General features: G+C 66.9%; 13 protein-coding genes and 1 tRNA gene. 13 read left to right on the plus strand and 1 reads right to left on the minus strand.

The genetic code is table 11. From position 1 onward, the window contains the following. The first annotated feature begins 35 nt into the window (after positions 1-35). The 8 genes from trpA (at position 36) to EO174_RS09090 (ending at position 8,977) form a co-directional block, all read left to right on the plus strand. Positions 36-842 carry a tryptophan synthase subunit alpha gene (trpA, locus tag EO174_RS09055; protein WP_104581953.1) on the plus strand — a complete coding sequence of 269 codons (807 nt, stop codon included), beginning with the start codon at positions 36-38 and terminating at the stop codon, positions 840-842. Positions 843-1,049: 207 nt separating this feature from the next. Next, the gene (accD, locus tag EO174_RS09060; protein ID WP_046343350.1) at positions 1,050-1,934 is read left to right on the plus strand and encodes an acetyl-CoA carboxylase, carboxyltransferase subunit beta; all 885 of its coding nucleotides are present in this window, start codon (positions 1,050-1,052) and stop codon (positions 1,932-1,934) included. 82 nt (positions 1,935-2,016) lie between these two features. Next, positions 2,017-3,366 (plus strand): phosphoglucosamine mutase, encoded by a 1,350-nt coding sequence (gene glmM / locus EO174_RS09065; RefSeq protein ID WP_126943955.1) that lies wholly within the window; start codon positions 2,017-2,019, stop codon positions 3,364-3,366. 124 nt (positions 3,367-3,490) lie between these two features. Beyond that, positions 3,491-4,429, plus strand: a complete 939-nt coding sequence (locus tag EO174_RS09070) for a 2-oxoglutarate and iron-dependent oxygenase domain-containing protein (protein WP_104581955.1) — start codon at positions 3,491-3,493, stop codon at positions 4,427-4,429. A 204-nt stretch (positions 4,430-4,633) separates the two neighbouring features. After that, complete coding sequence (locus EO174_RS09075; RefSeq protein WP_126943958.1) at positions 4,634-5,317, plus strand: methylamine utilization protein; 684 nt, start codon at positions 4,634-4,636, stop codon at positions 5,315-5,317. Then, positions 5,314-7,680: an EAL domain-containing protein gene (locus tag EO174_RS09080; RefSeq protein WP_126943961.1), complete on the plus strand. Its 2,367-nt coding sequence runs from the start codon at positions 5,314-5,316 to the stop codon at positions 7,678-7,680. The genes EO174_RS09075 and EO174_RS09080 overlap by 4 nt, the downstream gene beginning before the upstream one ends. After that, entirely contained in the window at positions 7,677-8,549 is an 873-nt protein-coding gene (locus EO174_RS09085) for a DUF3034 family protein (protein WP_126943964.1), read from the plus strand. The genes EO174_RS09080 and EO174_RS09085 overlap by 4 nt, the downstream gene beginning before the upstream one ends. Beyond that, entirely contained in the window at positions 8,549-8,977 is a 429-nt protein-coding gene (locus tag EO174_RS09090) for a group 1 truncated hemoglobin (RefSeq protein WP_119131312.1), read from the plus strand. The genes EO174_RS09085 and EO174_RS09090 overlap by 1 nt, the downstream gene beginning before the upstream one ends. Positions 8,978-9,039: 62 nt before the next feature. Here the strand turns inward: EO174_RS09090 and EO174_RS09095 are convergent, their stop codons facing one another. Then, entirely contained in the window at positions 9,040-9,840 is an 801-nt protein-coding gene (locus tag EO174_RS09095; RefSeq protein ID WP_126943967.1) for an SDR family oxidoreductase, read from the minus strand. 112 nt (positions 9,841-9,952) lie between these two features. Between EO174_RS09095 and tpiA the strand changes: the two genes are divergently transcribed. The 5 genes from tpiA to EO174_RS09120 all read left to right on the plus strand — a co-directional run bounded on the left by tpiA (position 9,953) and on the right by EO174_RS09120 (position 12,353). Further along, a complete protein-coding gene (gene tpiA, locus EO174_RS09100; protein WP_104581961.1) occupies positions 9,953-10,708 on the plus strand; it encodes a triose-phosphate isomerase in 756 nt (251 codons plus the stop codon). A gap of 33 nt (positions 10,709-10,741) precedes the next feature. Further along, positions 10,742-11,215 (plus strand): preprotein translocase subunit SecG, encoded by a 474-nt coding sequence (secG, locus tag EO174_RS09105; RefSeq protein ID WP_104581962.1) that lies wholly within the window; start codon positions 10,742-10,744, stop codon positions 11,213-11,215. Between the two features lie 49 nt (positions 11,216-11,264). Continuing rightward, positions 11,265-11,349: transfer RNA gene (locus EO174_RS09110), tRNA-Leu, on the plus strand. Positions 11,350-11,451: 102 nt separating this feature from the next. Further along, a complete protein-coding gene (locus EO174_RS09115) occupies positions 11,452-11,808 on the plus strand; it encodes an NADH-quinone oxidoreductase subunit A (RefSeq protein ID WP_010371162.1) in 357 nt (118 codons plus the stop codon). Next, positions 11,799-12,353, plus strand: a complete 555-nt coding sequence (locus EO174_RS09120) for an NADH-quinone oxidoreductase subunit B (protein ID WP_016944318.1) — start codon at positions 11,799-11,801, stop codon at positions 12,351-12,353. Before EO174_RS09115 ends, EO174_RS09120 begins: the two co-directional genes overlap by 10 nt. The last annotated feature ends 15 nt before the right edge of the window (positions 12,354-12,368 follow it).

Consider the following 12,368-nt stretch of genomic DNA (forward strand, 5'->3'; position numbering starts at 1 on the left):
GGTCGCACCGCCTCTAACAATTGCAAGGTCTTTCAATGCGTCGTATCGACGAAACCTTCCAGCGTCTGCGTGCCGATGGCCGCAAGGCGCTCATCCCCTTCATCACCGCCGGCGATCCGTCGCTGGAAGCCACCGTGCCGGTGATGCATGCGCTGGTGCGCGCCGGTGCCGATGTCATCGAACTCGGCGTGCCGTTTTCCGACCCGATGGCCGACGGCCCCACCATCCAGCGCAGCTCCGAGCGCGCGCTGGGCCGTGGAGCCGGCCTGGCCTATGTGCTGGAAGCGGTGCACGAGTTCCGCCGTGAGGACGCCACCACGCCGGTGGTGCTGATGGGCTACCTCAACCCGATCGAGATCCACGGCACCCGGCGCTTCGCCGAAGCCGCCGTCGCTGCCGGCGTGGATGGCCTGCTCCTGGTCGATCTGCCGCCCGAAGAGGCGGACGAGACCCGGGCGATCTTCACCGAGGTCGGCCTGGCGCTGATTGCGCTGGCGTCGCCGACCACCAGCGAGCAGCGCCTGGACATGCTGTGCAGCAGCGCCCAGGGCTATCTGTACTACGTCAGCTTCGCCGGCGTCACCGGCGCCTCGAACCTGCTCGACACCCATGCCGCCAGCGACCGCCTGCGCCAGCTGCGCCGCCGTGCCGGCGCCCCGGTGGTGGCCGGTTTCGGCATCAAGGACGCCGCCAGCGCCGCCGCCATGGCCGTCGACGCCGACGGCGTGGTGGTCGGCAGCGCGCTGGTCGCGGCACTGGCCGAAGCCACCGATGTCCGCAGTGCCCGCGAACGCGCCGAGGCTTTCCTGGCCCCACTGCGGCAGGCGCTCGACCAGGCCTGACACCACAGCCTCTCTGCGCCTTCGGGCGAGAAGGGTACAGCTGGCGCGCCACCGGCACGCCAGCCTTGGGGCGGCTGCGCGGCAAGCGCGGGCCGGGCCACTCGGGCCCGCATTTAGCCTGCGCGCTACCTCGGCTTTCCCGCAGCGCGTTAGACTGTCGCCCCTCTGCGGCCCACATGGCCGCCCTGCATGGATTGTCATACACGCATGAGCTGGCTCAGCAAATTGATGCCCTCCGGCATCCGCACCGAGAACACCCCGGCCAAGAAGCGCAGCGTCCCCGAGGGGCTGTGGGAGAAGTGCAGCAACTGCGGCAGCGCGCTGTACGGCCCCGAGCTCGAGGAGAACCTCGAGGTGTGTCCGAAGTGCGACCACCACATGGCGATCCGCGCGCGCGCGCGCCTGAACTCGCTGTTCGATCCCGACACCGCGACCACCGAGATCGCCGCGCAACTGGGCCCGGTCGACGTGCTCAAGTTCAAGGACCAGAAGCGCTATGGCGAGCGCATCAAGGCCAGCCAGAAGAGCAGCGGCGAGTACGACGCGCTGATCGCCATGCGCGGCACGCTCAAGGGCAACCCGCTGGTCGCCGCCGCATTCGACTTCGCCTTCATGGGCGGCTCGATGGGCTCGGTGGTCGGCGAGCGCTTCGCGCGTGCGGCCGAAGTGGCGCTGGAAGTCGGCTGCCCGTTCGTGTGCTTCTCCGCCAGCGGCGGGGCGCGCATGCAGGAAGGCCTGTTCTCGCTGATGCAGATGGCCAAGACCTCCGCCGCACTCGGGCGCCTGCGGGAAGCCGGCCTGCCGTACATCTCGGTGCTGACCCATCCCACCACCGGTGGCGTGTCGGCCTCGTTCGCGATGCTGGGCGACATCAATATCGCCGAGCCGCATGCGTTGATCGGCTTCGCCGGCCCGCGCGTGATCGAGCAGACCGTGCGCGAGACCTTGCCGGAAGGCTTCCAGCGGTCGGAGTTCCTGCTCGACCACGGTGCCATCGACCAGATCTGCGACCGCCGCGACATGCGCGACCGCATCGCCGATCTGACCGCGATGATGATGCGTCAGCCGCATCCGCAGGACGCGGCCGCATGAGGCCAGTGGTTGCGCGCTGGCGCGACACCGTCGCACGCGCCGCTGCGCGTGCGTCCACCCGTAGGCAGGAACACCGCAACGCATGAGCAGTCGCAAGTATTTTGGAACCGACGGCATCCGTGGCCGGGTCGGGCAGGGCGTGATCTCGGCCGATTTCGTGCTGCGGCTGGGCAATGCGCTCGGTCGGGTGCTGACCCAGGGCCGCAGCAAGCGTCCGCTGGTGCTGATCGGCAAGGACACGCGGATTTCCGGTTACATGTTCGAAGCCGCATTGGAAGCCGGGCTGGTCGCCGCCGGCGCCGACGTGCAGCTGATCGGCCCGATGCCGACCCCGGCCATCGCCTTCCTGACCAATACGCTGCGCGCCGACGCCGGCGTGGTGATCAGCGCCTCGCACAACCCGCATTACGACAACGGCATCAAGTTCTTCTCCGCCGAAGGCGAGAAGCTCGACGACGCCACCGAAGCGGCGATCGAGGCCGCGCTGGACGAGCCGTTCCACACCGTGGAGTCGGAGCGCCTGGGCAAGGCGATCCGCACCCGTGATGCGATCGGTCGCTACATCGAGTTCTGCAAGGCCAGCGTGGCGCGCGGGTTCACCCTGCACGGCCTGAAGATGGTGCTGGACTGCGCGCATGGGGCGACCTATCACATCGCGCCGATGCTGTTCCGCGAGCTGGGTGCGGACGTGGTCGTCATCGGTGCCGCACCGGACGGGCTCAATATCAATGCCGGTGTCGGCTCCACCCATATCGACAACCTCGCCGCCAAGGTACGCGAGAGCGGTGCGCAACTTGGTATCGCCTTCGACGGTGATGGCGATCGCGTGCTGATGGCCGACGACCAGGGCAACCCGGTCGATGGCGACGACCTGCTCTACGTGCTCGCGCGCTCCTGGCAGGCCAGCGGCCGGCTCACCGGCACCGTGGTCGGCACGCTGATGACCAACTACGGCCTGGAACAGGCGCTGGCTGCACGGAACATCCCGTTCCAGCGCGCCAAGGTCGGCGACCGCTATGTGCACCAGGCGCTGGTCGAAGGCGGCGGCACGCTGGGTGGCGAAACCTCCGGCCATCTGCTGTGCCTGGATCGCGCCACCACCGGCGATGGCATCGTCAGTGCGCTGCAGGTGCTCGAGGCCCTTGGCCGCGATGGGCAGAACCTGCGCCAGGCCCTGAGCAGCCTGAGCAAGGTGCCGCAGAAGACCGTCAACGTGCGGCTGGATGGCGGTGCGGCCAAGGCGATCGTGGAGGCCGCCGGCGTTCAGCAGGCACTGCAGCAGGCGCAGGCCGCCGTGCACGGCCGGGGACGTGCGTTCCTGCGTCCGTCCGGCACCGAGCCGGTGGTGCGCGTGACCGTGGAAGCCGACGACGCCGGCCTGATGCAGGACACGCTCGACCGTCTCTCCGGGGCCGTGCGTGACGCGGCGTGAGTCGCTGATCATTGGTGTGTGCGTGGTCTTTGCCAAGGCCGCGACGTTCTACCTGTTGTATCGCCTGCTGTCCTGAGCGGCAGGCCTTCCTTTCGACTTCCCGACTTCAAATGCAGATATCCGTATGAGCGCCCGCATCCCGACCCTGGACATCACCCGTTTCGACAGCGACCGCGACGCTTTCGTCGCCGAGCTCGGCGCGGCCTATCGGCAGTGGGGCTTTGCCGGCATCCGCAACCACGGCATCGCGCAGGCCGACATCGACGCGGCGTACGAGGTGTTCAAGGCGTTCTTTGCGCTGCCCGAAGAGGTCAAGCGTCGCTACCACGTGGAAGGTAGCGGCGGTGCGCGCGGCTATACCGCGTTCGGCGTGGAAACCGCCAAGGATTCCAAGCATTTCGATCTGAAGGAGTTCTGGCATATCGGCCGCGAAATCCCGGACGATTCGCCGTACCGAGCGGTGATGGCGCCGAATCTGTGGCCGGAAGAGGTGCCCGGGTTCCGTGAGCGCGGCTATCGCCTGTACCAGCAGCTGGACCACCTGGGCTCGCGCGTGCTGTCGGCGTTGGCGCTGCATATCGGCCTGCCGCAGGAGTATTTCGTCGACAAGACCAACAACGGCAACTCGATCCTGCGGCCGATCCACTACCCGCCGATCACCAGCGACGACATTCCCAACGTGCGTGCCGGCGCGCATGGCGACATCAATTTCATCACCTTGCTGGTCGGTGCCAGCGCGGCCGGGCTGGAAGTGCGCTCCAACGATGGCGAGTGGGTGCCGTTCACTGCCGACGCCGACACCATCGTGGTCAACATCGGCGACATGCTGCAACGCCTGACCAACCACGTGTATCCGTCCACCATCCATCGCGTGGTCAATCCGCCGGGCGAGCAGGCACGCAAGCCGCGCTATTCGGTGCCGTTCTTCCTGCATCCCAATCCGGATTTCCTGATCGACGTGCTGCCGTCGTGCATCACCGCCGACAATCCGAGCAGGTATCCCGAGCCGATCACCGCGCACGGGTTTCTGGAAGAGCGTCTGCGCGAAATCAAGTTGAAGTAGGCCGTTCGCGGCCAGGACGCGCAGGCGATCGCTGCGCTCGCAGCATCGGCAATGACCGCCTGCACAGTTTGATTCATGAAAGTGTGCTCGCGTCCGATTAAAGCTTGCATTCACCTGAGCCGATAACCCAGTCTGATCGCTAGCGCGACGTCGGACTCGCCTGGCGCCCGCTGCTGAGTGCACTAGCTTGGGGGGCGCATGCGGATGCAGTGGTTCAAACGGATCGGCCCGGTTTGCGGGGTGCTGGCGTACTGCGCCGCAAGCTGCGCATTGGCAACGCCGATCAGCGTGACCGTCGTCGATGCCAACGGCATGCTGGTCGATGCGGTGGTGAGCCTGGAGCCGGCACGTCCGGTTGCCGCCGGCGCGCCCCGGACCGTGGAGATGGACCAGGTCAATTCGCAGTTCGTGCCCGCCGTGCTGGCGGTGCGCACCGGCACCCTGGTGCGGTTTCCCAACAACGACCAGATTCGCCATCAGGTCTATTCGTTCTCCCCCGCCAAGCGCTTCGAATTGCCGCTGTTCCAGGGCAGCACCGCCGCACCGGTGCGCTTCGACCAGGCCGGTCTGGTGACGGTGGGCTGCAATATCCACGACTGGATGCTGGGCTATATCCTGGTGGTGGACACGCCGTATTTCGGCAAGACCGGCAGCGACGGCCGCGTGCAGCTGGATGCGCCGGCAGGAAACTACACGCTGCGGGTCTGGCATCCACGCATCAAGGGCGCCGCGCTCACCGAGCCGGTGGCACTTGCGCGCCAGGCCATGCAACGGCGCGTGACCCTGCAGACCACCGGCGCCGCGCCCGTGGTCGCGCCACCGGATGCGCGCGTGCGCGCGCTGCAGGACAAGTTCCGTCGCGCCGACCCGAAGACGCCGAAGCCATGAAGGCCATGCGCCTGCATACCCGGATCGCGGCCTTGTTGGTGCTGGTCGTGCTCGCCACGCAGGCATTGACCTTCATTGCGGTGCAGGTCGCCACCGAGCGTAGCGTCAAGGCGCAACTGGGCGAAGAACTGCAGATCGGCGAGCGCGTCTGGCAACGCATCAATCTGCGCCGCGACGAGCAACTGATGCAGTCGGCCTCGGTGCTGGCCGACGACTTCGGCTTTCGCGCGGCCGTGGCCAGTGGCGATGTGCCAACCATGCAATCGGCATTGCGCAATCACGCCGCGCGCATGTCGGCGCAGACCGCGCTGCTGTTGTCCCCGGACGGGGAGTTTCTGACCGGGCTCGCCGACCTGCCGCAAGCCGAACAGCTGCGCGCCGTGCAGACCCTGCTGCAGCAGGCGCAGCGCGATGGGCGTGCGGTCGGCGTGGTGGCCTTGGACAGCCGCATCGTGCGGCTGGCGGTGGTGCAGGTGCTGGCACCGAGCCGGGTGGGCTGGATCGCGATCGGCAATGAATCCGGCGACGGACTGGCGCAGGATTTCCGTTCCACCACCGGGCTGGATGCGACCTTCTTCACCGATGGCCCGCCGGTGCGCGTGCTGGCCTCCACCCTGGAGCCGGCCGCGCGCGCAGAGTTCGCGCAGCAGTTGCCGACCGCCGAACGCGCGCAGGGCGCGGCGGTCGCCTTGACCCTGGCCCAGTCGCGCTACCTGGTCAAACTGCAGTCGATCCAGGGCGACAGCCATGTGCGGGTCGCGCTGCAGGCCTCGCTGGATCGCGCGGTGGCGCCCTATCGCGTGCTCAAGTTGCGCATCCTGCTGCTGGCGGGTCTGGCCACGGCTGCGGCGCTGGGCGTGGCGATCTTCCTGGCGCGCAGCGTCAGCAGGCCGGTCGCGCAGCTGGTACAGGCCGCACGGCGCATCCAGCGCGGCGATTACCACACCGCCGTCGAAGTGCCATCCGGGCGCGAACTGGCCGAGTTGGCCGACAGCTTCGGGCGCATGCAGCAGCAGATTGCCAGTCGCGAGCAGCACATCCTGCATCAGGCGCGCCACGATGCCTTGACCGGTCTGCCCAATCGCATCTGCTTGCTGGAGCGGCTGAAGGACGTGGTGGAGCAGACCGTGGCGTCCGGCGGCACCGCCGCGGTGCTGATCCTGGATCTGGAACGCTTCAAGGAACTCAACGACAGCCTGGGCCACGATTTCGCCGACCAGGTCCTGGTCGAGGTGGGCCGCCGTCTTGCCGACGTGGTGCAGGAACCCAATCTGGTCGGGCGGCTGGGCAGCGACGAATTCATGGTGGTGGTGGCGCAGACCGATGCCGCCACCGTGCAACAGGATGCACAGCGCTTGCTGCTGCAGCTGCGCCGCCCGCTGGCGCTGCCGCAGGCGCGGATCCAGCTGGAAGCCAGCATCGGCATCGCCCTGATCCCCGAACACGGCGCCGACCCGGACACCTTGCTGCGGCGCGCCGACATTGCCCGTCGCCAGGGCGGCAACGTCACCACCATCGGTGCCAGCGTGTATCGCCTGGGCCAGGACGAGCAGCATCTGCGCCGGCTGCGCCTGACCGGCGATCTGCGCCAGGCCGTCGGTGGCAACGAGCTGACCCTGCGCTTTCAGCCCAAGATCTGCCTGCGCAACGATCGCGTCGAGCAGGTGGAGGTGCTGGTGCGCTGGCACCATCCGGTGCTCGGGGCGATCGGCCCGGACGAATTCATTCCACTGGCCGAGCACTCCGGCGTGATCCACCCCTTGACCCGCTTCGTGCTGGACGAGGCGCTGCGCTGCCAGGCGCAGTGGCGCCGGCAGGGCCTGGAGCTGGGCATGGCAATCAATCTTTCCGCGCTGGACCTGTCCGACCCCGGCTTGCCGGATTACGTACGTGGCCGTCTGGAGCATCACGCGGTGCCGGCGCAGTCGGTCACGCTGGAGCTGACCGAAAGCGCCTTGATGCGCGATGTCGAATCCGCGCTGCACATGCTGCATCAGCTGCGCAGCGTCGGCGTGCGGCTGTCCATCGACGACTTCGGCACCGGCTATTCCTCGTTGGCGCAGCTCAAGCGCATGCCGGTGGACGAATTGAAGATCGACAAGAGCTTCGTCATGCAGCTGGCCGAAGGCACGGACGATGCGTTCATCGTGCGCAGCACCATCGATCTCGGGCATAACCTGGGCTTGAGCGTGATCGCCGAAGGCGTGGAAAACGCTACGTCCCTGGGACTGCTGCGCGGTTACGGCTGCGACATGGTGCAAGGCTATCTGTACGCGCCGCCGTTGGAAGAGGTGCCGCTGGTCGCCTGGTGCCTGCGCCAACTCGATACGACGCCGGCAGCGCAGGCAGGAGTGCATCGATGACCAGGTGGCGGCGCACGCTGCTGGCTGCGGCACTGGCCGGGCTGGCCATCGCGCCCGCGTCGGTGATCGCAGGTGATGGGCGTCTGCTCGCCACCGGCGGCGTGTCGATGATCGAAGGCAGCAGCGGGGGCGGCATCGTGCCGTGGGCCACGCTGTCGGGCTACGGCACCCGCGACGAACTCGGCACCGTCCTGTTTGCCACGCATGTGGACAGCGGCGATTACCGGCTCGACGTGCAAGGTGCCGCGCTGACGGTCGGCAACCGGCTGGAACTGTCGCTGGCGCGGCAGCGGCTGGATCTGGGCACCCTGCAGGACCGGCTGGGCCTGCCATGGAATGCGCTCGGCCAGGACGTGTTCGGCGCCAAGCTGCGGGTCTATGGCGATCTGGTCTACGGGCATGCGCCACAGGTCAGTGTGGGCGTGCAGTACAAACGCCTGCGCGATGGCACGCTGCCGCTGGCGATCGGCGCGCGCGACGATCACGGCACCGATGTGTATGTCAGCGCCAGCCGTTTGTTGCTGCAGGGCGCGGGCGGCTACCAATTGCTGCTCAACGGCACGCTGCGCGCAACCCGCGCCAATCAGACCGGCTTGCTCGGTTTCGGCGGCGATCGTCGCAACAGCTACCGGCTGGTCGGCGAGGCCAGCGCCGCCGTCGTGCTGTCGCCGGCATGGGTGGTCGGCGTGGAGTACCGCGACAAACCCGATAACCTCGGCTTCGCCCGCGAGCAGGCCTGGGCCGATGGATTCGTGGCCTGGTTTCCCAGCAAGCATGTGTCCCTGACCGCGGCATGGGCCGAGCTTGGCGACATCGCCACGCTCGCCGACCAGCGCGGCCTCTATCTATCCCTGCAGGTGGCGTTGTGATGAATCGACGGCTGCGCTGGTCCTTGCTGGGCGTGCTGGCGCTGATGGGCGCCTGCGCCACCACGCAACCGCGCCCCACGCTCTATGACGAACTCGGCGGACAGGCCGGCATCGAGACGCTGGTGGAAACCATGCTGTCGCGCATCGCCGACGATCCACGCATCGTCGACACCTTCGCGCGCGTCAACATCGTGATGCTCAACGAGCGGCTGGTGCAGAAGTTCTGCCATGTCGCCGATGGCCCGTGCCCGGATACCGCCAAATCGATGCAGCAGGCGCACGCGCACCTGGTCATTCGCGAAGGCGACTTCAACGCGCTGGTGGAGGACCTGAACTGGGCGATGGATCAGCGCAGGATTCCACGCCGCACGCAGAACCGGTTGCTGGCACGGCTGGCGGCCATGCATGGCGACATCGTCAATCACTGACGGCATCACACACCGGCCGCGCGCAGCGCTGGACGCGACGCCGCAGCGGATGTGCAGCCGCCTCACCGCAACGGCCGTACCCGATGCGATCCGCGCGCCATCACGCGCAATGCAAGCGCATGCGGCAACACGCGCAACGCCGCACCGACCAGGCGATAGCGCCAGCCCGGCACGGCCAGCACCTGGCCACGCTCCAGCGCGGCGATCCCATACTCGGCCACGTCGTCGGCTTGCAGCCAGGCCCAGCGGGGCAGGGCGGACATCGCCTCGCGGGTGCCGGTGACATCGTGAAATTCCGACCAGGCAAAGCCGGGGCACAGCGCGCAGACCTTGACCGCGCAGTCGGCATTTTCCAGTGCCAGCGATTCGCTGAAGCGCAGCAGGAAACTCTTGCTGGCCGCGTACAGCGTCTGCCCATCGGCACCCGGCGTCAGTGCGGCGAACGAGGCCACGTTGAGGATGCGGCCCTGGCCGCTGGCACGAATCATCGGCAACAATCGCCAGGTCAGCTCGCATACCGCGGCCACCATCACCTGCAGGAAGCGTGCATGCGTGGCCCAGTCGTTGCGCAGATAGCGGTCCGGCACGCCGTAGCCGGCATTGTTGACCAGGGTGCCCACCGTCCAGCCATTGCGCTGGATCCGCGCAACCAGTGTTTCGGCCGCGTCGGCATCGCCCAGATCGGCCGGCAGGACTTCGACCTGCACCAACGGCTGCAACTCCTCGGCCAGCGCCTGCAGCCGATCCACCCGGCGCGCGGTCAGGATCAGCGGCACGCCGCGCCTTGCGTAAGCGCGCGCAATCTCGCGGCCGATGCCGCTGGAGGCGCCGGTGACCAATGCAAAGACAGGCGAAACGGACATGGCAGGTTCCTGTTGAAGGAGGGAGGAGACAGGCAATGGACAGAAGTGTGCCGGCTGCCGACAGGGCATGGGCTATTCTGTCGCCTGTCTTCCACTCAGGAACCTGCGCCTGATGCGTCGAAAGATCGTTGCCGGAAATTGGAAGCTGCATGGCAGCCGCGCCTTCGCCACCGAACTGGTGGCCCGGATCGCCGCGCACATGCCCCTGGAGGGTGTCGATGTCGTCATCCTGCCGCCCCTGCCTTACCTCGGCGATCTGATCGAGGATTTCGAGGAGCACCACCTGTGTTTCGGTGCCCAGGACGTCAGCAGTAACGAGAAGGGCGCCTATACCGGTGAAGTCTCGGCCACCATGCTGGTCGATGTCGGCGCCGAATACGGGCTGGTCGGCCATTCCGAACGGCGTCAGTACCATCGTGAGAGCAGCGAGCTGGTGGCGCGCAAATTCGCCGCCGCCGTGCACGCCGGGCTGATCCCGGTGCTGTGCGTGGGCGAGTCGCTGGAACAGCGCGAAGCCAAGCAGACCGAAGCGGTGTTGCGCGCCCAGCTCGAACCGGTGCTGGCACTGGTGGGCAGCGCAGGCTTTGCCCGTGCCGTGCTCGCCTACGAGCCGATCTGGGCCATCGGCACCGGTCGCACCGCCAGCCCGGAGCAGGCGCAAGCCGTCCATGCCTTCCTGCGTGGCGAAGTCGCGAAGGCGGATGCTAGAATCGCCGATTGTCTGCCCATCCTATATGGGGGCAGTGTCAAGCCCGATAACGCCGGCGAGCTGTTTTCGCAGCCCGACGTCGATGGCGGGCTGGTCGGAGGCGCCTCGCTGGTCGCCGAGGATTTCCTGGCCATCGCCCGTGCGGCGGCCGCTTGTTAACCCATTAAGTTTTGTCCGGGGACGGATTTCGAAATGCTGATGTTGATCCTCAATGTGGTCTACGTGCTGGTCGCGCTGGCGATGATTGCGCTGATCCTGATGCAGCGCGGTGCGGGTGCGGCAGCTGGTTCCGGCTTCGGTGCCGGCGCCTCGGGCACCGTGTTCGGCTCGCAGGGCGCGTCGAACTTCCTGTCCAAGTCGACCAAGTGGCTGGCGGTGGTGTTCTTCAGCATCAGCCTGTTCATGGCGTGGTACGCCACCCACGGCGCACGTCCAACCGACCAGAACCTGGGTGTAATGTCGCAGTCGGCCACCCCGGCGCCTGCCGCCGCAGGCGAGCTGACTCAGCCGTTGCCGCAGGCACCGGCCGCCGGCGCAGTTCCGACCGCCCCGTCGCAGCCGGCGCCTGCCGCAACTCCAGCTACGGCGCCTGCGCAGTCCGCACCGGTGCAGCAAGCGCCTGCGGCACGCGAAGAAAACACTTCAGAACCAGCACAAAAACGCTGAAGCCGGTTACAATACGCTGCGCACTGGGATGCCCAGCGGCGCAACGTATGCCCAGGTGGCGGAATTGGTAGACGCACTACCTTGAGGTGGTAGCGACTTAGGTCGTAGGGGTTCGAGTCCCCTCTTGGGCACCATTGTTTGGCTGCAGTTCCTGCGCATTGCCTGTCGCGCGCGGGGTCTGCCTATACCCCATGCCGGCACGCGGCGCGTGCGGGCAGAGGCAAGAGAGAATCGCTGTGCTGGCCGAATATTTGCCGAGTCTGCTGTTTCTGATCGTCGCCACCGGTATCGGCATCGTGCTGATGCTGATCGGTCGATTCCTCGCACCGCGTACCCCGGATGCGCGCAAGCTCTCGCCTTACGAGTGCGGCTTCGAAGCCTTCGAAGACGCGCGCATGAAGTTCGACGTGCGCTACTACCTGATCGCGATCCAGTTCATCGTGTTCGATCTGGAAATCATCTTCATCGTGCCGTGGACACAGGTGTTCATGGAGATCGGCGCACGTTCGCTGGTCACCATGGGCCTGTTCGTCGGCATGTTGTTCCTCGGCTTTATCTACGTGTGGAAGAAGGGAGCGCTGGAATGGGAGTGATTCAGACCCTGGATCGTCTGATGACCAACCCGATGCCGGAAGGCCGGGTGGAAGACATCCTGCGCCCGGAAGGCGAAAACCCGCTGCTCGAGAAGGGCTACGTGACCACCAGTGTCGATGCGCTGCTGAACTGGGCGCGCACCGGCTCGATGTGGCCGATGACCTTCGGTTTGGCCTGCTGCGCGGTCGAGATGATGCATGCCGGTGCGGCGCGCCTGGATCTGGACCGCTACGGCGTGGTGTTCCGTCCGTCGCCGCGCCAGTCCGACGTGATGATCGTGGCCGGCACGCTGGTCAACAAGATGGCCCCGGCGCTGCGCAAGGTCTACGACCAGATGCCGGATCCGAAGTGGGTCATCTCGATGGGTAGCTGCGCCAATGGCGGCGGCTACTATCATTATTCGTATTCGGTGGTGCGCGGTTGCGATCGCATCGTGCCGGTGGACATCTACGTCCCCGGTTGCCCGCCGACCGCCGAGGCGCTGGTTTACGGCATCCTGCAGCTGCAGAAGAAGATCTGGCGTACCCAGACCATCGCGCGCTGACACCCGTCTTCTTCT

It is taken from the genome of Xanthomonas sp. BRIP62418 (assembly GCF_003993495.1).
Classification (GTDB): domain Bacteria; phylum Pseudomonadota; class Gammaproteobacteria; order Xanthomonadales; family Xanthomonadaceae; genus Xanthomonas; species Xanthomonas euroxanthea.